The organism is Pantoea sp. X-Soil-YNGN-844, assembly GCF_059730595.1.
This window is the reverse complement of sequence record NZ_AP036007.1, coordinates 1,698,212-1,717,586: the sequence shown is the minus strand read 5'-3', so window position 1 is coordinate 1,717,586 and position 19,375 is coordinate 1,698,212. Positions and strand designations below refer to the sequence as shown.

Annotated in this window: 18 protein-coding genes; 6 read left to right on the top strand and 12 right to left on the bottom strand. The window is 55.8% G+C overall.

Annotation, left to right across the window (positions count from 1 at the left end; translation table 11 throughout):
- Positions 1 to 185 precede the first annotated feature (185 nt).
- The 4 genes from lolB (at position 186) to AC6I8C_RS07960 (ending at position 4,110) form a co-directional block, all read left to right on the top strand.
- The gene (gene lolB, locus AC6I8C_RS07975; protein WP_150015460.1) at positions 186 to 809 is read left to right on the top strand and encodes a lipoprotein insertase outer membrane protein LolB; all 624 of its coding nucleotides are present in this window, start codon (positions 186 to 188) and stop codon (positions 807 to 809) included.
- Positions 806 to 1,663 (top strand): 4-(cytidine 5'-diphospho)-2-C-methyl-D-erythritol kinase, encoded by an 858-nt coding sequence (gene ispE, locus AC6I8C_RS07970; RefSeq protein WP_497822112.1) that lies wholly within the window; start codon positions 806 to 808, stop codon positions 1,661 to 1,663. The genes lolB and ispE overlap by 4 nt, the downstream gene beginning before the upstream one ends.
- Before the next feature lie 136 nt (positions 1,664 to 1,799).
- Positions 1,800 to 2,747 (top strand): ribose-phosphate diphosphokinase, encoded by a 948-nt coding sequence (gene prs / locus AC6I8C_RS07965; protein WP_003850825.1) that lies wholly within the window; start codon positions 1,800 to 1,802, stop codon positions 2,745 to 2,747.
- A gap of 211 nt (positions 2,748 to 2,958) precedes the next feature.
- Positions 2,959 to 4,110 carry a GGDEF domain-containing protein gene (locus AC6I8C_RS07960; protein WP_497822111.1) on the top strand — a complete coding sequence of 384 codons (1,152 nt, stop codon included), beginning with the start codon at positions 2,959 to 2,961 and terminating at the stop codon, positions 4,108 to 4,110.
- Here AC6I8C_RS07960 and ychH read toward each other — a convergent pair.
- Complete coding sequence (gene ychH / locus AC6I8C_RS07955; protein ID WP_497822110.1) at positions 4,107 to 4,382, bottom strand: stress-induced protein YchH; 276 nt, start codon at positions 4,380 to 4,382, stop codon at positions 4,107 to 4,109. The genes AC6I8C_RS07960 and ychH overlap by 4 nt on opposite strands.
- A gap of 255 nt (positions 4,383 to 4,637) precedes the next feature.
- Here ychH and pth point away from each other — a divergent pair, with 255 nt between their 5' ends.
- Both pth and ychF read left to right on the top strand, forming a co-directional pair.
- Positions 4,638 to 5,225 carry an aminoacyl-tRNA hydrolase gene (pth, locus tag AC6I8C_RS07950; RefSeq protein ID WP_135909094.1) on the top strand — a complete coding sequence of 196 codons (588 nt, stop codon included), beginning with the start codon at positions 4,638 to 4,640 and terminating at the stop codon, positions 5,223 to 5,225.
- A 108-nt stretch (positions 5,226 to 5,333) separates the two neighbouring features.
- Positions 5,334 to 6,425, top strand: a complete 1,092-nt coding sequence (ychF, locus tag AC6I8C_RS07945; RefSeq protein WP_013357612.1) for a redox-regulated ATPase YchF — start codon at positions 5,334 to 5,336, stop codon at positions 6,423 to 6,425.
- Positions 6,426 to 6,676: 251 nt separating this feature from the next.
- Here ychF and AC6I8C_RS07940 read toward each other — a convergent pair whose 3' ends face one another.
- The 11 genes from AC6I8C_RS07940 to ssp4 form a co-directional block, all read right to left on the bottom strand.
- Positions 6,677 to 7,585 (bottom strand): LysR family transcriptional regulator, encoded by a 909-nt coding sequence (locus AC6I8C_RS07940; protein ID WP_497822109.1) that lies wholly within the window; start codon positions 7,583 to 7,585, stop codon positions 6,677 to 6,679.
- A 349-nt stretch (positions 7,586 to 7,934) separates the two neighbouring features.
- Positions 7,935 to 8,756, bottom strand: coding sequence for a M55 family metallopeptidase (locus AC6I8C_RS07935; RefSeq protein WP_497822108.1), 822 nt, complete (start codon positions 8,754 to 8,756; stop codon positions 7,935 to 7,937).
- Positions 8,753 to 9,796 (bottom strand): DmpA family aminopeptidase, encoded by a 1,044-nt coding sequence (locus AC6I8C_RS07930; RefSeq protein ID WP_497822107.1) that lies wholly within the window; start codon positions 9,794 to 9,796, stop codon positions 8,753 to 8,755. Before AC6I8C_RS07930 ends, AC6I8C_RS07935 begins: the two co-directional genes overlap by 4 nt.
- 2 nt (positions 9,797 to 9,798) lie before the next feature.
- Complete coding sequence (locus tag AC6I8C_RS07925) at positions 9,799 to 10,683, bottom strand: ABC transporter permease subunit (protein WP_110331786.1); 885 nt, start codon at positions 10,681 to 10,683, stop codon at positions 9,799 to 9,801.
- Positions 10,680 to 11,612, bottom strand: coding sequence for an ABC transporter permease (locus AC6I8C_RS07920; RefSeq protein ID WP_442796650.1), 933 nt, complete (start codon positions 11,610 to 11,612; stop codon positions 10,680 to 10,682). The genes AC6I8C_RS07925 and AC6I8C_RS07920 overlap by 4 nt, the downstream gene beginning before the upstream one ends.
- An 82-nt stretch (positions 11,613 to 11,694) precedes the next feature.
- Positions 11,695 to 13,236, bottom strand: coding sequence for a glutathione ABC transporter substrate-binding protein (locus tag AC6I8C_RS07915; RefSeq protein WP_497822106.1), 1,542 nt, complete (start codon positions 13,234 to 13,236; stop codon positions 11,695 to 11,697).
- Between the two features lie 25 nt (positions 13,237 to 13,261).
- The gene (locus AC6I8C_RS07910) at positions 13,262 to 15,124 is read right to left on the bottom strand and encodes an ABC transporter ATP-binding protein (RefSeq protein ID WP_497822105.1); all 1,863 of its coding nucleotides are present in this window, start codon (positions 15,122 to 15,124) and stop codon (positions 13,262 to 13,264) included.
- Between the two features lie 15 nt (positions 15,125 to 15,139).
- Positions 15,140 to 16,105, bottom strand: coding sequence for an N-acetyl-D-Glu racemase DgcA (dgcA, locus tag AC6I8C_RS07905; RefSeq protein ID WP_253421690.1), 966 nt, complete (start codon positions 16,103 to 16,105; stop codon positions 15,140 to 15,142).
- 1 nt (position 16,106) lies between these two features.
- Positions 16,107 to 17,114, bottom strand: a complete 1,008-nt coding sequence (dgcN, locus tag AC6I8C_RS07900; protein ID WP_497822104.1) for an N-acetyltransferase DgcN — start codon at positions 17,112 to 17,114, stop codon at positions 16,107 to 16,109.
- A gap of 268 nt (positions 17,115 to 17,382) precedes the next feature.
- On the bottom strand, positions 17,383 to 17,964 hold the full coding sequence (locus AC6I8C_RS07895) for a hypothetical protein (protein WP_253421684.1): 582 nt from the start codon (positions 17,962 to 17,964) through the stop codon (positions 17,383 to 17,385).
- Entirely contained in the window at positions 17,964 to 18,926 is a 963-nt protein-coding gene (gene ssp4 / locus AC6I8C_RS07890) for an Ssp4 family T6SS effector (protein ID WP_013357595.1), read from the bottom strand. Before ssp4 ends, AC6I8C_RS07895 begins: the two co-directional genes overlap by 1 nt.
- Positions 18,927 to 19,375: the final 449 nt, after the last annotated feature.

The following is a 19,375-nucleotide window of genomic DNA, read 5'->3' as shown; positions in this document are numbered from 1 at the left end:
CAGGGTTTTGTGAGGCGCATTCTACAAGATGCGGCAGATCAAGAAAAGCCATACAAAGGCTATGACTGTAATAAGATTAACCTGTTCGTGCTCAATTTGCTGCATAACAGCATTGACGGTTAAAACCGGGACGGTTAGCGTTATCCGTTACGAATAATAAATGTGTCCGAGGAGATGACCACTTGATGCTTAATTCACCACGCAATCTGTTGCGCCTTTTGCCCCTTGCCAGCGTGCTGCTGGCGGCCTGTAGCGTCAACAAACCGCAAGGTCCCGGCCCCAGCGTTACCGCGCCACAGTGGCAACAGCATCAGCAGGCGGTCTCAAAGGTCACGCACTACCAGACCCGCGGCGCCTTTGCCTACCTCTCTGACAAACAGAAAGTCTATGCCCGCTTCAACTGGCAGCAGACCGCGCCCGATCGCTATCGCCTGCTGCTGACCAATCCGCTTGGCAGCACTGAACTGCAGCTCGATGCACAGGGCTCGGTGGTGCAGATCGTCGATAATAAAGGCAAGCGCTACGTCAGCAACGATGCGCAGAAAATGATCTCGCAGCTGACCGGCATGAACATTCCGCTGGCCAATCTGCGTCAGTGGATGATGGGTCTGCCAGGCGATGCCACGGATTATCAGCTCAATGATAGCTATCAGCTGAGCAGCCTCAACTACAGCCGCGACGGTCAGAACTGGCAGGTTTCGATTGCGGGCTACGACAGCAAGGTTACGCCGCCGCTGCCGTCCAGCCTGGAGCTGAAAGAGGGTGACCAGCGGATTAAACTGCGTATGGACGGCTGGACCGTTCAATGATCACCCACTGGCCTGCCCCGGCAAAACTGAATCTTTTTCTCTATATCACTGGCCGTCGTCCCGACGGCTATCACAACCTGCAGACGCTGTTTCAGTTTCTGGATTACGGTGATGAACTGCAGATTAGCGTCGATGACAGCGATTCGATTCAGCTGTTAACGCCGGTGCCGGGCGTCGCAGATGCGGACAACCTGATTGTGCGCGCCGCGAACATGCTGAAGAAGGCGGCACAGGATAACCATCGCCTGCCCGCACGCGCGGGCGCGCAGATTGCTATCGAGAAAAGGCTGCCTATGGGCGGCGGCATTGGTGGCGGCTCTTCTGATGCGGCAACCGTGCTGGTGGCGCTGAATCATCTGTGGCAAACCGGCTTCACATCGGATGAGCTGGCGGCAATCGGCGTGAAGCTGGGCGCGGATGTACCGGTCTTTGTGCATGGCTTTGCCGCCTTTGCAGAGGGCGTGGGTGAACAACTTCAGCCCGCAGCGCCGGAAGAAAAGTGGTATCTTGTCGCCCATCCCGGTGTGAATATCAGCACACCTGTGGTATTCAACGACCCCGGGCTGACGCGGGATACGCCATCGCGCAGTTTATCGACGCTTTTAGCCTTACCCTTCACCAATGATTGTGAAGCAGTAGTAAGAAAACGTTTTCGTGAGGTTGATGCGCTTGTTTCCTGGCTGCTAGAATACGCGCCGTCACGCCTGACTGGCACAGGCGCTTGTGTGTTTGCTGAATTTGACACCGAGTCCGCCGCCCGCCAGGTGCTGGAGCTTGCCCCGAATGGGGTACGCGGATTTGTAGCCCGGGGCGTTAACGTTTCGCCGCTACAGCGTACCCTGCGAGGCGATTAGCGAATGCGTGACAGTGTCACCCCGTTCCAGACACTGCACGTTTCGCATTAACACACCCGTGTGAACGACTATGACCGTACGCGCCGGTTACAGTCATACCGTTCATTCTCTGGACGCAAAGCCTGAGGTTCTTCTCGTGCCTGATATGAAGCTATTTGCTGGTAACGCCACCCCGGAACTAGCACAACGTATTGCCAACCGCCTTTACACCAGCCTGGGAGACGCCGCTGTAGGCCGTTTCAGTGATGGTGAAGTGAGCGTACAGATTAATGAAAATGTACGCGGTGGTGATATTTTCATCATCCAGTCCACCTGTGCTCCCACCAACGATAATCTGATGGAACTGGTTGTGATGGTCGACGCGCTGCGTCGTGCTTCTGCTGGTCGTATTACCGCAGTCATCCCCTACTTTGGTTATGCCCGTCAGGACCGCCGCGTGCGTTCCGCGCGTGTGCCTATTACCGCTAAAGTAGTGGCAGACTTCCTTTCCAGCGTCGGTGTTGACCGTGTTCTTACGGTTGACCTGCACGCCGAGCAGATCCAGGGCTTCTTCGACGTCCCGGTTGATAACGTATTTGGCAGCCCGATCCTGCTGGAAGATATGATGCAGATCGGTCTGGAAAACCCGATTGTTGTTTCTCCCGATATTGGTGGCGTAGTACGTGCCCGTGCTATCGCTAAACTGCTGAACGACACCGACATGGCTATCATCGATAAACGTCGCCCTCGCGCGAACGTTTCTCAGGTGATGCACATCATTGGTGACGTTGCTGGCCGCGACTGCGTGCTGGTCGACGATATGATCGACACCGGCGGCACGCTGTGCAAAGCGGCTGAAGCGCTGAAAGAACGTGGTGCCAAACGCGTGTTTGCTTACGCGACGCATCCGATCTTCTCCGGCAATGCGGTCGAAAACCTGCGTAAATCTGTACTCGACCAGGTCATCGTCTGCGATACCATCCCGCTTTCAGACGAGATTAAGTCACTGCCGAATGTGCGCACACTGACCTTATCTGGCATGCTGGCCGAAGCGATTCGCCGCATCAGTAACGAAGAATCTATCTCGGCGATGTTCGAGCATTAATCTTCGCGGAACCGGGCCCTGTGCCCGGTTTTTTTATCTCTGCCGTCTGGATTAACGCGCTTTTTTTTCTGATTTTTCCCCGATAAATTTCCTTTTAATCCCCTATTTTCAACGCCACCCACTTTTTTACTAAAACGCAGTGCTCCCCCGCTTCTGCCCTTTAGCATTAAATGGTAATTTGCTGCGCATTTCCCATCAGAATTCAGCCACCATGAGCCTCGATATCTACACATTATTTGTCTGCGAGCTCTATGTGCTGGGGTTTCTGAGCATTATTATGGTTTTTGCCTGGGTCGGGTCGCACTATGACCGCGTTCTTGGCTTCACCTGCCTGTCACTGGTTTTCACCCTGATTGCCGTATTCTTAAGCAGCCTGCGCAGCAGCGGCCTGCATTTCCTGCCGGTTGCGGTCGGCAATGTGTTAGTGATGCTCGCTTATGGCGGATTATTAAATGCGTTCCGGCGCTTCTGCGGTAAACCTATCGGCACGCACTGGCTACTGGGTGCGCTGCTCTGGGCACTCCTCTGCTGCTTTCCGGCGTTTTATCACAGCTTACCCAAACGGGTACTGGTATTGTGCATCGCCTGCGTCGCCTATACCGCCGCACTGATCCAACTGGTCTGGCTGGCGCGTGACACGCTGAAAGCCACTTTCTGGCCTGCCCAGTTGCTGCTGTGGATCCACCTGCTGTTTCATCTGGCGCGCATGTTTCTGGATAGCGCCATTCCCAGCACGCAACCCGGGGCGATTGGCGGGTCAGACTTTTCGGTTTACGTGATTCTGGAATCCATTCTGTTTGTCATCGGCCTGACGTTTACCATTCTGGCCATGGTAAATGAGCGGATGCAGATAGCGTTAAAACACACTTCCCTGCACGATCCGCTGACCAGCGTCTGGAATCGCCGCGCCTTATTTACTGAAGCCACAAAAATTGTGGCGCGCTGCCGCCGTCAGAACCGACCGTTCAGCGCAATACTGTTCGACCTCGATCATTTTAAAAGCATCAATGATCGATATGGCCATCATCAGGGCGACCAGATTTTAATTCACTTTTGCGAAATAGTCAGAGAATTGATACCGGCTGAGGGGCGTTTTGCACGACTGGGCGGAGAAGAGTTTGCGGCCATCGTTCCGGCTGGAGCACGGGATGCAGAGGCGTGGTGTGAGGCGATCCGGCTGGCGGTCTGTACATCGCAACCCAATGACATAGCTTATTCAGTCAGCATTGGCTTTGCCACGGTCACGCAGGGCCAGCAGGATTTTGAGAGTTTACTGGCGCTGGCAGATGCAGCGCTCTATCACGCGAAAGCCAGTGGCCGGAACTGCACTGCGCAGCATCCGGTCCCGGCAGCCATCAGTTAGTGGTGGGAATTGGGTGTCCGGCGGCAGCGCTTGTCATAGTGACGCAGCCAGTAATAGCGATCTTCAATTTTTTCACGGCCACTGATACGCGCGCCCACCAGCCACATCAGTGCGCCAATAAAGATGCTCAGAATGGCGCCCTGCGCCAGAAACTGCGGCAAATCGAGTGTCGGCAGCTGGTTCATGATTGAAAACCCAACACCCAGCACCATTGTGACTAATCCCAGTACCATCAAGCTGTTACCCGCTACGCGGCAGTGTTGATGTTTCATGCTGCACCTCCATCCATATGAGTTAATAACCGCACACAATGTTAAGTGCCATAAGTTTAGGCAATGGCTGAAGTCCACGTTGCGGACTGGATCACACATCAGCTATAAAGAATGACCTGGCCCTGAATGCAGCCTGTTGATTCAGATGGAAAATGATTAATCACCGTTCTGAACCATTTCAATGCTTGTGCTTTGTCATCTCGCCTGTGGCGAAGTAAACTAACGCCCTTTCGCGATAACAGCAGGATAATCATTGTGAGCAGCATTAAACTGATTGTGGGACTGGCCAATCCGGGCGCTGAATATGCCGCCACACGCCACAATGCGGGTGCCTGGTATCTGGATCTACTGGCTGAACGCCACAATCAGTCACTGAAAGAGGAAAGCAAATTCTATGGCTACACCGCCCGCCTGGCGATAGCCGGCGAGGATGTGCGCCTGCTGGTGCCGACCACCTTTATGAACCTGAGCGGTAAAGCGGTGGCGGCGATGGCGACCTTTTATCGCATCGCACCAGAAGAGATTCTGGTGGCGCATGATGAACTCGATTTGCCACCCGGTGTGGCGAAGTTCAAGCAGGGCGGCGGCCATGGCGGCCATAACGGCCTGAAAGACATCATCAGCAAGCTGGGCAACAACAACAATTTCCATCGGCTGCGCATCGGGATCGGGCATCCCGGCGATCGCAACAAGGTGACCGGATTTGTGCTGGGCAAACCGCCCGCCAGCGAGCAGAAGCTGATTGATGATGCCATTGATGAGGCGGCGCGCTGCACCGAACTGTGGCTGAAAGAGGATCGCATCAAGGCAATGAACCGGCTGCACGCCTTCAGGCCTGCTTAAACGCCCGAATCGTCGTGATTCCGTGTATAATGCGCGAAATTTTTCCATTCGTCTCCGACAGTCCGCCCTCTGGCGCGCTGTCCATCCAGTTATAAAGGGTATTAAACCATGGGATTCAAATGCGGTATCGTGGGCCTGCCGAACGTCGGTAAATCCACTCTGTTTAACGCGCTGACTAAAGCGGGCATCGAAGCGGCTAACTTCCCGTTCTGTACCATTGAGCCAAACACCGGCGTGGTACCCATGCCTGACCTGCGTCTGGACCAGCTTTCTGAGATTGTTAAGCCACAGCGCGTGGTGCCGACTACCATGGAATTCGTCGATATCGCGGGCCTGGTGAAAGGGGCGTCCAAAGGTGAAGGCCTGGGTAACCAGTTCCTGACCAACATCCGCGAAACCGAAGCGATCGGCCACGTAGTGCGCTGCTTTGAAAACGACAACATCATCCACGTTGCGGGCAAAGTGAACCCGGCGGAAGATATTGACGTCATCAACACCGAACTGGCGCTGTCCGATCTGGAAACCTGTGAACGTGCGATTCAGCGTGTGCAGAAGAAAGCCAAAGGCGGCGACAAAGATGCCAAAGCCGAGCTGGCTGCGCTGGAGAAGTGCCTGCCGCATCTTTCTGAAGCGGGCATGCTGCGTTCACTGGATCTGGATGCCGACGACAAAGCGGCCATCCGCTATCTGAGCTTCCTGACCCTGAAACCAACGATGTACATTGCCAACGTCAATGAAGATGGTTTCGAGAACAACCCGTACCTGGATCAGGTGCGTGCGATTGCCGAAGCAGAAGGTTCAGTCGTCGTGCCGGTGTGCGCCGCCGTTGAGTCGGACATTGCCGAGCTGGAAGATGAAGATCGTGAAGAGTTCATGGCGGAGCTGGGACTGGAAGAGCCGGGCCTGAACCGCGTTATCCGCGCCGGTTACTCGCTGCTGAACCTGCAGACCTATTTCACCGCTGGCGTGAAAGAAGTACGTGCATGGACTATCCCGGTCGGCGCAACCGCTCCACAGGCAGCCGGTAAAATCCATACCGACTTCGAGAAAGGCTTTATCCGCGCCCAGACCATCGCGTTTGAAGACTTCATCGCTTACAAAGGCGAACAAGGTGCAAAAGAAGCCGGCAAGATGCGTTCAGAAGGTAAAGAGTACATTGTGAAAGATGGCGATGTGATGAACTTCCTGTTTAACGTCTGATTGGGTTGTTGTTTCATGAGGTTTTAGCAACCTCATGAAATCTGACAGACACCTTAAAACCCACGCAACTGCGTGGGTTTTTTTAATGCCGTATCAATATTGCCTGTCTGCACATTCCGGCAACGCCGTAATGAGTATCTTAAAAAAATATTGTTCCAGCCCCGCTCATTCTTCGCACAAGTCAGCAAACGAACCCGTTGCAACCTAAGCGCCATACTCTCACCTGCTCTTCACCCGAAATCGGCACGTATTCAGCCCCCCATGAACTGCGTTTCACACTGCCGTGCTATCTCCCACAGTCTGTTACGGATCACCTGCTTCAGTTGCAGCGTAGACTGCGACTGTGGCTGGTCACGACGGCTGATCAGCATCACTTCAAACGGCAGAGGTTGCGCAATGGGCAGCAGCTTTAGCTGTTCGGCATAGCGACAGGCGGTGAAGAGATCCACAACGCCCACGCCGCCGCCTGCCAGCACCATATCGGCAATGACCGAGTAGGTTTTGATCGACAACGAAACGGCGGGATTCAGTTTCTTATCACGCAGCGCACGATGCAGGACGCGTCCAAGGGGATCCTGAGCCTGCATCATCAGTAAATTATTGTCGCATAACCATTGCAGCGTAACGGGTTCATGCCGGGGATGATGGCGCGGTAGCAGCGCCACCATGGAAGACTGAAACAGAGGTTCAGCCAGCAGATCCGCATCGACCTGCTGACCGAAGACCAGCGCGAAATCGAGCTGATTTTCCAGAATCATCTGGCATAAGGTACTGAAGTGCTCGGTGACCAGTTCGACACTGACCGAGGCCATCTGTTGCCGCCACGTGACCAGCGCCGGGGCCATCACCATCTGACCAAAGGCGTGCGCCGCGCCAACGCGCACTAACTGCCCTTCACCACGCCGCAGCTGTTCAGTGAGCTGGGTAATGGATTGCAGACGCTGGCAGAGATCGTCGATTTCAGGCAATAGGCGTCGCCCTTCTGCCGTCACACTCATTCCCTGGATACGTCGCTCAAACAGCGCAAATCCCAGTTGCTGTTCAGCGTGATTCAGCACACGGCTGATATTCGGTTGCGACACATTCAGCAGGCGCGCCGCTGCGCTGATGCTGCCGGTCTGTACGATGGCCTGAAAGACCTCTATATGGCGGAGCCGCATGATGATTTATCCTGGATGGAATACCGGACCCGGAGGCCTCTCCGACAGGCTGCACCGGCGGAGAGTGAAAGTAATTGTTCCCCTGTTGCAAAAACTGTACCGCAAAACCAGCGCAGGCTCAGCGACCTGTCACGCACCTGTTCGCATCCGGCAGTCCCGTCTGAAGCCTCTACAGAGAGCGGGGCTCGCGCTGCCATGGTGCAGCTTTGGTTCAGAAGTGTGGGTTCATCGTGCTGAAGCCAGCAGCGATCCTGTCTCGTCCGGGGGATGAGGCATATGTACAGATATCAGGCGAACAGAAAGGCGGTTTAAACGGGCTGACGTTGCAGGCAGCCCTGGGATAATGTCGCTACGACTGGGTACTCGCCAGATAGGAGAAGGCACTGAGTAAGCTGATTAACGTCTCCATCTTCTCCACCTGATAACCCACGGTAACGGCATCCAGGCGCGTGACGCCGGGGATCAGGCTGAACAGATCGGCCAGCACCGGTTTAGTGGTCTGAAGCCGCATAGCGTAAGGCGCTGTGAGGCGAGTCGTGTTCACCTGGGAAGGATGCTGCAGTGCAGCGCTTGCCGCGGCGGTGATTGCACGCTGGGCCACCTGCGGACTGATCGATTCAGCGCAGGTATGAGAAATAGCGCGTTTTACACAGACGTAATCGACTGAGGGGTAGTGTTGCGCTATCCAGCTCTGTAACTGATCGTCGCCGGTGACCAGCAGCAATGGCGTGCCCTGTTCAGCGGCGGCGGCGGCATAAATATCGGTTTCGCCCATCACCAGGCCATTGATGTGTATACGCCAGAACGCACGTCCATTGATGGTATGCGCCAGTACGCCGGGTTCACCCGCTGCACTGTGAAATCCCACCAGAAACAGCCCGTCGAACCGCTGCTGTTCTATCCCCTCCACCATCGACAGGCAGCGGGGTTTGCCCTGCACCAGTCGGGCGCGGGGATCGATATTTTCCGCACGTAAATTGGTCATCTGCGCATGGCTGTCTGCCACCACTACTTCCGTTGCCCCGCCGGCGAATGCTCCCTCAATCGCGGCATTCACTTCCTGCTCCATCAGACCACGGGCGATCTGATGCTCCGGGTGACCGGGTGTACACTGCTCCGGACGCATGACGCCCGCAATACCTTCAATGTCGGCCGAGATAAAAATTTTCATGAGGTTAACCTGTCCAGAATCTGCGTCAGTGAGGGGCGATGGTGACCGCGAAAGCCGGTAACGGCCTCTGCGCTCAGCAAGGCATCCAGTACCGCCTGTTCAGTGGCATCTGCGGCGGCGGCAAGCAGCGGCTCCAGCGTGTCGTCCTGCGGCGGCTGCGGCAGCGGTTGTGTTGAAAACGCCACCGCAATATCCCCTGAGCCGTGGCCCCAGTAACTGCCCAGCCGTCCCAGACCGGCACCGGCTCGCTTCGCGATGCGCTTCAGCTGACGGGCATCCAGCGGCGCATCTGTCGCCATGATGATGATGACAGAACCGGCATCCAGCTGCGGCGCATTCCCCGCCAGCAGCGGCGCGATCATCTCACCCGCCCGCACACCATCGATCGTTAAGGCTTCCTGTGCGCCGAAATTGGCCAGCACCAGCACGCCAAGCGTGGCGTTAAGCGAGGGAATAACCCGCGAGGCGGTGCCGATGCCCCCTTTAAGGCTGAAACAGCTCATCCCGCGTCCCGCGCCGACGCTGCCACGCGCGAAGTCAGCGGAGGCCGTCTGCAGCGCCGCCTGCGCCATCGCCTCACTGATGGCCAGCGCCTGAATATCATTCAGCCAGCCATCGTTGCACTCCAGCACCAGCGGGTTGACCGTAGGCAACGTTCGGCCCAATTCCGGGTTACGACGGATAGCCTCCCGCACCAGCGCGGTAAACAGCGTGCCGACCGCCAGCGTATTACTGAGCAGAATCGGCGTCTGAAGCACGCCAAGTTCCTCTATCTGCACCAGTCCGACGGGTTTTGCAAAGCCGTTCAGCACCTCAACCCCACACGGCAGCGGTGTGATAAACAGATTGTCGCCCGGCGGTACGATAGCGGTGACGCCCGTCTGCGTTTCGCCTTCATTCAGCGTGTCATGTCCGACACGCACACCCGCAACATCGCTGATGCGATTAGTGGGGCCGCATGCGCTTCGCGATTGCCCAAGCTGACGCAGGTCACGCCAGCGTTTCAGCAGCAGGTCGCGCTGCAGTTGTTGGAAATCCATCTTCAGCCCTTGAGTTTGGGATCGAGCGTGTCACGCAACGCATCGCCAAGCAGATTGAATGCCAGCACGGTAATAAAGATCGCCAGCCCCGGGAATACGCTCATGTGCCAGGCCCCGGCCATCATCATGCTACGGCTCATCGCCAGAATATTGCCCCATTCCGGCACGTCTGGCTCCGGACCCAGTCCGATAAAACTCAGGCCAGCCGCCGTCAGAATACTGGTGCCGATGCGCATAGTGAAATAGACAATCACGCTGGAGAGCGTGCCGGGCAGAATATGCCGCAGAATAATCACGCGGTCTGGCGCACCGGCACAGCGCACGGCTTCAACATAGGCAGCCTGCTTCAGAGAGAGCGTCGACGCCCGCACGATACGGGCAAATACCGGCACGCTGAATACCGCGACCGCGATAATCACATTGTTCAGGCCGGTTCCCAGCAGCGCCACCACCGCAATGGCCAGCAACATGCCGGGAAACGCGAATAGGACGTCGGCACCGCGCATGATCAGCATATCGACCCAACCGCCGTAATAGCCCGCCAGTAAGCCCAGTATCACCCCGACCAGCATGCCCATCGTCACCGACAGCACGCCGATATAGAGCGAGATACGCGCGCCATAGATAATGCGGCTGAGCAGGTCGCGCCCCAGCTCGTCGGTCCCCATCCAGTGTGCCGTGGAAGGCGGCGACGACAGCGCCATCCAGTCAGGGACCATGGGATCCCAGGGTGCCAGCCAGGGGGCAAAAATCGCCACCACAATTAACAGCAGCACAAAACCACCAGAGACCAGCGCCAGCGGGTTACGCACAAAGGCATGCAGGAAATCACGCCACGGCGAACGAATGATCTGAGGCGGATTTTCAGTCAGCGATTGACTACTCATTTCGGCTCCTGTCGCAGACGAATGGCCGGATTGACCACCGCGTAAAGCAAATCGACCAGCAGGTTAATCACAATAAACTCAAACACGAACAGCATCACCAGCGCCTGAATCACCGGCTGATCCTGCGCTTTGATCGACTCAATCAGTAACCAGCCTAATCCCGGCCAGTTGAAAACACTCTCCACGACGATGGATCCGCCCAGCAGAAAACCGAACTGCAGACCCAGCATGGTGATCACCGGGATGAGCGCATTACGCATCACATGTTTCCACGTCACCAGGCGATTGCGCAGCCCTTTGGCTTTTGCGGTACGCACGTAATCTTCCTGCGCCACCTCCAGGAAGGCCGAACGGGTAAAGCGCGCCATGACCGCCGCCACCGACGAACCCAGCGTAATGGCGGGCAGAACAATATCGCTGGCCCTGTTAAAGCCGCTGACGGAGAACAGCCCGAAAGGCATCGCGACGAACTGGATGAGCAACAGCCCCAGCCAGAAAGCGGGCATCGAAATGCCGCCTACCGCCACGCTCATCAGCGTCCAGTCCTGCCATTTTCCCCGCTTCAGAGCCGCCATCACACCAAATAACAACCCGAGAATGACGGACCAGGTGAAACCCGCTAAGGCGAGCCACAGCGTCGGCATAAAGCCCTGCCCAATCACCTCCCGCACCGGTTGCTGGGTGCGATAGGTGATGCCCAGATCGCCCTGCAACAGGCTGCCGATCCAGTGGAGATACTGCTGCGGCAGCGGATCGTTCAGCCCGAGATGCTGACGCGCCGCTTCGACCGCCTCAATGGGTGCATCCGGTCCGGCATAAATACGCGCCGGGTCGCCCGGCATGAGCTTGATAAAACCGAAAACCAGCAGCGAGACCACCAGCAAAACCGGGATCATCTCCAGCAATCGGCGAAGGATGTATGCAAACATGCCATTCCCTGAAATGAGGTGCGACAGGCCTCCTCACGTCCCCGACCCGTTCCGGACAGGGGACGAGAAAGAAGAAACCGTCTTATTTAAAGGACGCCTGAGTGAACAGCAAATTGCCATCAGGCAGCATCGAAACGCCGCTCAGGGTGTTGCGCTTGCCCACCAGATTGTCTGGCGTGCCAAGGAACGCCACCGGGGCTTCTTTCCAGAGCACCTTTTGCGCCTGCGCATAAGCGATGCCGCGCTTTGCCGGATCGGCGGTCGCCAGCCCGGCCGCAATCGCTTTGTCTGCATCCGGATTGCTGAAGTAGGAGACGTTGTAGGAGGTCGGCACCCAGGATTCGGTGGCAAACAGCGGACGCAGCGCCCAGTCGGCGTCGCCTGTTGAGGTCGACCAGCCGCCATAATAGAGGTCAAACTCCGCCATTTTCGGATCCTTCACGCCCCACAATTTAGCGTTGCGCGTGCCGGAATCCATCGGTGTGACCGTGGCACGAATACCCACCGCAGCCAGCTGTGCCTTCAGCACCTGACCGGCTCGTACGGCGGCCGTGGCATTGGTGACCCAGAGTTTAAGATCCAGACCATTCGGATAGCCCGCGGCTTTCAGCAACGCTTTAGCCTCGTCAGGTGCATAACGGTAGTCGGGAGCGGTTTGTTTTTGATAGAACTGCCCCCCTTCCGGCATGGCGGAGGTGGCCGGTTTGCCCAGACCGGCAAAGGCTACTTTCAGCCACAGATTACGGTCAATCGCATAGTTGATGGCCTGACGAACCCGCACATCGGCCAGCGGCTTGTGCTGCGTGTTGATCGCCATGTAATAGAGATAAATGCTCGGATCGCGCTGAATCGAAAGGTGGCTGTCCTGCTTCACGGCCGCAATCAGGTCTGACGGCAATGGCCAGATGGCATCCACCTGCCCCGATTTTAATGCGGCGACGCGGGTCGCATCCTCCGGGCTCGGCGAGAAGATCACCTTGTCGACTTTAGGCCATCCCTGCTGCCAGTAACCATCATACTTCGCCAGCGTGACCGCTTTTCCCGGTGTCCAGTTGACGAATTTAAACGGACCGGTTCCGACCGGATGCAGTCGCAATTGCGCTTCGTCCGGATATTGCTTAAGAACGGACGGGCTCCACATTACCGCCGAAGGATGCGCCAGCGTGTTGATAAAAGCCCCGAACGACTGATTGAGATCGATTTTTACCTGGTCAGGTGCCAGCACCGTAACCTTATCGATCATCTTGTAGAGGCTGTTACGCTTCAGCCCTTTTTTCTGGTCTGCCAGCCGATCAAGGTTAGCTTTGACAGCGTCCGCATCAAACGGGGTACCGTCCTGGAAGGTGACGCCTTTGCGCAGCGTCAGCGTAAATTCGGTGGCACTGTCATTGGAGGTATAACCGGTCGCCAGCCAGGGCTGCAGCTTCATCTGAGGATCAAACTGGAACAGGCGCTCAAAGATGCCGCTCTGCACCGAGTAGCTGACATTATCCGAGGTGTCGTGCGGATCCAGTCCCGTAATATCGGCATACATGGAGATGCGCAGATCCTGTGCCTGCGCAGTCATGACCAGCGTCGTCGTCAATGCGAGGGCTAGCGAAGTACGGCGAAACAGCGTTTTCATACATTCTCCTGGTCGTTGAGGATAATTACAATGCAATGCCGTCAGCGACCCAGTGCTGGGGCGCAACCTGGCGATAACGGGTTTTCGTGACCGTTTCGCCCACCTTACGTAACGGCGAAGGAATTTCGCTGTCATCGAAAAGACGGGGCTGACGGTTCTCAGGATCGGCGACCGGCACTGAGGCCAGCAGACGCCGGGTATAGGGATGTTGCGGCTGATTAAAGACCGACTGGCGCGGTCCAAGCTCGACAATCTGACCGAGGTACATCACCGCGACGCGATTCGCAATGCGCTCGACGACCGCCATGTCGTGAGAGATGAAGATCCATGCCACGCCCGTCTGCTGCTGCAGGTCCATCATCAGGTTCACCACCTGCGCCTGAATCGACACATCCAGGGCTGATACCGCCTCATCCGCAATAATCACTTTCGGTTTCAGCGCCATGGCGCGGGCGATGGCAATACGCTGACGCTGACCGCCAGAAAATTCGTGCGGATAACGACGCGCGTGCTCCGGCAGGAGACCGACGCTCTTGAGCAGCGCATCGATCTGTGGGGAAGCCTGTTCAAGCGAAGAGACCATGCCATGTAGCAGCAACGGCTCGGCAATGGTGAACCCAACTGTCAGACGGGGATTCAGAGACGCATAGGGATCCTGAAACACCATCTGGATTTCACGGCGCAGCGGCTGAAACTCTGCCTCTTTCAGGTCAGAGATCTCCTTTCCTTCAAAATGAATGCTTTCAGCGTCACTGTTGATGAGGCGCATCAGCGCCCGTCCGGTTGTCGATTTGCCGCAGCCGCTTTCACCCACGATGGCCAGGGTTTCACCCGGCCACAGACTGAAATCAATCTGCTCCACCGCATGCACATGATGCGTCAGGCCCGATAAAATGCCGCTGCGAATCGGGTAATAGACTTTCAGCCCACGCACATCCAGCAGCGGTGCAACGTCATAGCGAGCGGTTTGCTGTTCGCTTTGCGCCGCGTCCCGCGCACCAGGCAGAGGAAAGCGTTGCGGCCATGCGTGTTCCCGCATATCGCCGAGTCTGGGTACGGCCGCCAGTAACGCTTTGGTATAAGCGTGCTGCGGGGCGGCAAAAATCTCAGATACGCTTCCCTGCTCAACGACTTCGCCACGCAACATGACTACTACGCGATCGGCGATTTCCGCGACCACGCCCATATCATGGGTAATAAACAGCACCGCCATCTGTTTCTCGCGTTGCAGCTCACGCAGAATATGGAGAATGCGCGCCTGCACGGTGACATCCAGCGCAGTGGTAGGCTCGTCGGCAATCAGGAGCTGCGGATCACAGGCCAGCGCCTGCGCAATCATCACACGCTGCCGCATGCCGCCTGACAGCGAGTGCGGATAGCTTTTCATCACGCGATCCACATCCGCGATACGTACCTGTCGCAGCAGTTCACGCGCACGCGAATGGGCCTGTTTTCTGTCGCACAGATGATGATCGCGTAATGCCTCGGTGAGTTGATCGTCAATGCGCAAGACCGGATTCAGCGAGGTCATTGGCTCCTGAAAGATCATCGCCATTTCACGGCCACGCAGTGTGCGGCGCTGTGCATCGTTAAGGGTTTCTAACGCGTGCAGGTTTCCGCTGCGATCGCGAAACTGGATGCTGCCGCGATCGACACGTCCATTGCTGGACAGCAGGCCCATCACCGCCAGCGATGTAACCGATTTACCGGAGCCGCTTTCACCCACCACGGCGACAATTTCACCCGGATTAATGGCAAAACTGATGCCTTTGAGTGCCTGATTCTCACCGCTGCGTCCATGGAATGAGACGCTGAGATCCTCAATCGCCAGCACGGGAGATGGCGAGGCCGCGCGGGTAACAGCAGAAGTACGTTGTGTGTCCGTCATCGTCGCCTCGCAGAGTTATAGCCAGATCCGGCCTTCGGAGTAGCTCAGGAAAGGAGAACTGTCGGCGGCAAGCCAGATGGGGCCGTCCAGATCGACGAACTCTGCATTTACCGCGACGGGCAATGCAGCTTCCATCGCCAGAGACGAGCCCAGCATGCAACCGACCATGATGCGCATATTGAGCGTCCGGGCTTCTTCCACCATCGCCAGCGCTTCGGTCAAGCCACCGCACTTGTCCAGTTTGATGTTGATCATCTCGTAGCGGTCGCGTAATCCGGCAATATCCGCCCGCGTATGGCAACTCTCATCGGCACAGACCGGTATGGGATGTTTAAAACGTTGCAGGTCATGATCCTGCCCCGCGGGAAGGGGTTGCTCCACCATCGCGATGTTGAAGGTTTTCAGTGCCACCAGCAGGCTTTCCAGTTCCAGCCCCGACCAGGCTTCATTGGCATCGATAATGAGCGTGGCGTGCGGTGCCGCCGCGCGGATCGCCGCCACCTTTTCCAGAATCTCACTGCGGTCGAGCTTAATTTTGAGCAGGATGGCTCCACGTGAGACGGCATCTGCCGCCGCGATAGCCATGTTCTTCTCCGAATCAAGGCTAAGGGTTTCTGCGGTAACGATTGAAGCTGGCTGAGAGCACGTGCTCTTTTGCCACAGCGTCTCATGAGCGCGTGCGGCATCAAGTCGCCATAGCGCACAGTCCAGCACGTTGCGCGCCGAACCGGCGGGTAAGTGGTTTTGCAGATCGTGACGGCTCAGGCCCGCCTCCACGTCAGTGCGTACGGCTTCGAGCAGGGCCTGAACGCTGTCGGGCGTCTCATCGTAGCGGGCCGTCGGGGTACATTCGCCCTGCCCGATGAATCCGTTTTGTTCCAGCGTGACCCGGATGACCGTCACGGCAGTACGGGTACCGCGTGCGATTGCAAAGGGTCGCGCCAGCGGCAGCTCCACCACCTCAATCTGCAACTGTCTCATTTCAGCCACGCTCCTGAAGCAGTGCAGCGATCTCATCAATACCAAAACGCACAGGATCCGTAGCCGGTAAGCCGAACTCAGCGCGGACTTCGGCGCAATAAGCGAGCGCCTCTTCTTCACTGTAATTTGAGGTGTTGATAGCAAAGCCCGCCAGTTGAACCGACTCACTGGTCACCTGCGCGGCACGCAGATTGGCTTCAACGCATTCCTTCAGGCTGACCATCGGCTGGTGGGGCAGATGACGCATATGGGGGCGTCCCATTTCATGGCACATCACCAGCCAGTGCGGTTGCGCACCGTGCATCAGCCCCATACTCACGCCCGCATAAGAGGGATGGAACAGTGAGCCCTGACCTTCGACGATATCCCAGTGGTCCGCGTCATTCTCCGGTGACAGCGCTTCTGCTGCACCGGCAATAAAATCCGCGATGACCGCATCCACAGCAATACCCTCCCCTGCGACCAGAATGCCGGTCTGCCCCGTGGCGCGAAAATCAGCCTTCATGCCGCGCGCACGCATCGCCGCTTCCAGCGCCAGTGAGGTATACATCTTGCCCACTGAGCAGTCCGTACCCACCGTCAGTATCCGCTTACCTGAACGCTTCTTGCCGCTGCCAACATTTAGCGCCGGACGCATATGACGCAGGTCAAACAGCTCAACGCCAGAAGCCTGCGCAAGCGCCACCAGTTCCGGCTCATCCACCAGCCGATGGTGCAGACCACTGGCAACATTCATACCTGCCTGGATGGCACTTTTCACCGTATCCAGCCAGTGAGCTGGCAGATAGCCGCCGGCATTGGCCGTGCCAAGCACCAGCGTTTTCGCGCCGCGCGCTTTAGCACCGGGAATATCCAGTTCATCCAGGCCCAGACTGACCGTGCAGCCCGGCAGTTTAATTTCGCCAACGCACTGCTCAGGCCGCCAGATATGAATACCGCGCGCCGTTTTTGCCGCGAGGGGATCGGTTACATCGCCAAGAAAGAGTAAATAGGGTTGTGGGATTAGCATGTTGTCTCTCGTTTCAGCCAAAAGATCAGGTTCTGAAACCACTATTTCATGCGTTCTGAAAGGTGACGAATGCTTGTTTAGCAGGAGGGTATAACGGCAGGTTATAGCCAGAGGTAATTGTGATGATGGGTGGGGTTTTCAGGGGGTTGGGACAAGGAATGAAGTAAATGGAGGGGTGGGTCATAGGAAAAAGATTGTGTTGAGAGAAAAACAGAAGAGAGTCGCGGAATGGGTATTCCGCGATAACCGCACTAAAGACCATTACGGGTTACTTCATGCGACGCTGCCGGGCGACACTGGCGAGGCGTTGTGTCCGGCAGTAAATGGCAAACAGGATGAAAGCCTGCCCATTCATTAACCAGCGAGCACCCACCAAAGCCGCGAGTGCCAGAAGTAGCCACAGACCCGAGTGGCTACCCGTAACAACGCTGTAGATCAGGAGTAAAACAGTCGATATCAGCAACATCGCCCAGAGGTAAGCCAGCCCCTCCACACCGGATGTATGGCCTCGCGCAAGCAGATAACTGGCAGTGAGAATCGCGCCAAGAACGACGATTGAGGGAACAAAAAAACTCAACGCGTGTATCTGTGGCGTAAGCGGAGGTAAAACGTGCAGAAACGTCAGCAAGTTAAATGCAAATGCGACCAGTAACAGCATCAGCACTAGTGCAACCGGGAAGCCGTTTTGCCGGGGAAGCGACTCAGAAGGCTGTTTAAAATACCGTTCAAGCTCTGTGGTGGAACGGGCAACAATGGAATCATCCTGCCGTGCGATGACCTGATCTATTTCGCGACCCTGTTGCAGCAGTTCAGTGAGATTACGCCCAATAAGCCATGATAAAAATTGCATTAAAATACCGCCAGTGACTGGATTGTTCCTACTACATAACGCCCGGTGCGCGGCACGTTACCCGGAGCAGCAATAATACCACTGACAGCACTGCCAGCCACAGCAGCTGCACTCGTGACGACCTGCGCGAGTTGCTTAACAAGTTCTTTTTGCACCGGCTCTACAGGGAACCGCTTTGGATAAAGTCCTGCTCGGATGGCGGCCTTAAGCTCTTTATTACTTATACCAGGGTTTTGTGCCTTAATGATTAATTCGGTAAGGCGTGCCCGGTCCTGCCTTGGATAGTTCCTGAGCCACTCCGTTGCTTTTAGAGAAGAGACTGATTTCATCGCTCGCCATGTTGCCAGGGCTTCTTTTAACGCTCCGCCCACGCTGGCTAGTGAAATAAGGTCAAGGGACGTTGAAGTAGCAACGTACCAATCCTGAGAGTCCAGCCACGCGACGTTTTGACCACCGTTTTCGACGAGATCATAAACGCGGTAAATACCATTGACACATTGCACGCCTGTTGCGGCAGCGCCAGCATAACCAATAGCAACAAGCACGCCGCTACTGCCAGCAGTTATTGGCGTTGCTGAAGCGCCGATAACCGCCACGCCAGCAGTGATAATCATTGCACCACAGGAAAGCACGGTCGAGGCAATCTCCGTTCCCATTGAGGTTGCGCTTACTGCTTCACTAAGTGACTTGCCCGTATCAGACGCTGTGGCTTGCTTAGGCGTTTTGGTCACAATAAGATGTGTGACGATACCACTTTGGCCATTAGGATGACGCTGACCAGATCGAACGAGAAAACGCTGTGCGCCATCTGCATAGATGATGCCAGCCTGATAAAACTCTCGAGTGCAATCCATTGCTGCACCCAGCGCTTTGAAATCAAAATCTGGTGCCCCATAACCGGTCATTCTCGCGATGTCATAACCCGGTAAGTTATTTTCGGGATTCATTCCTGGCAGGTTCATTTTATCTCCTTATAAGGTTAAACTGATGAATAGAGAGTTCTTAAACATTGAAATCCGGAATGGAGATCCGATCATTACCGCAACGAGATTACATATCACTAAGCATATAATACACTAAAAAAACCATCATTTTTTATCATACAAAAAAACAATAGTTATTCCATTCAACCTTTTACCAATGACATGTAATAGCAGAGCTACACTCCATCAGAAAAACAAAATTTTAAAATAAATACACCTCAGAAATAAGATTATTAAGGCAGAGCTCATCATAGTAGCAATATCACTAGCAGGTATGTCCATCATCGTTCTTAATGGTTCGGCCTTTAAAACCGTAGTGCTTACAGGTATTTATAATCTTTACCAAAATTAATAGTGAAACATTACCGCCCTTCATTAAAATTTCCTGCAGCAGCACTGCACATTAATATAATGAGAGGATGATTAAT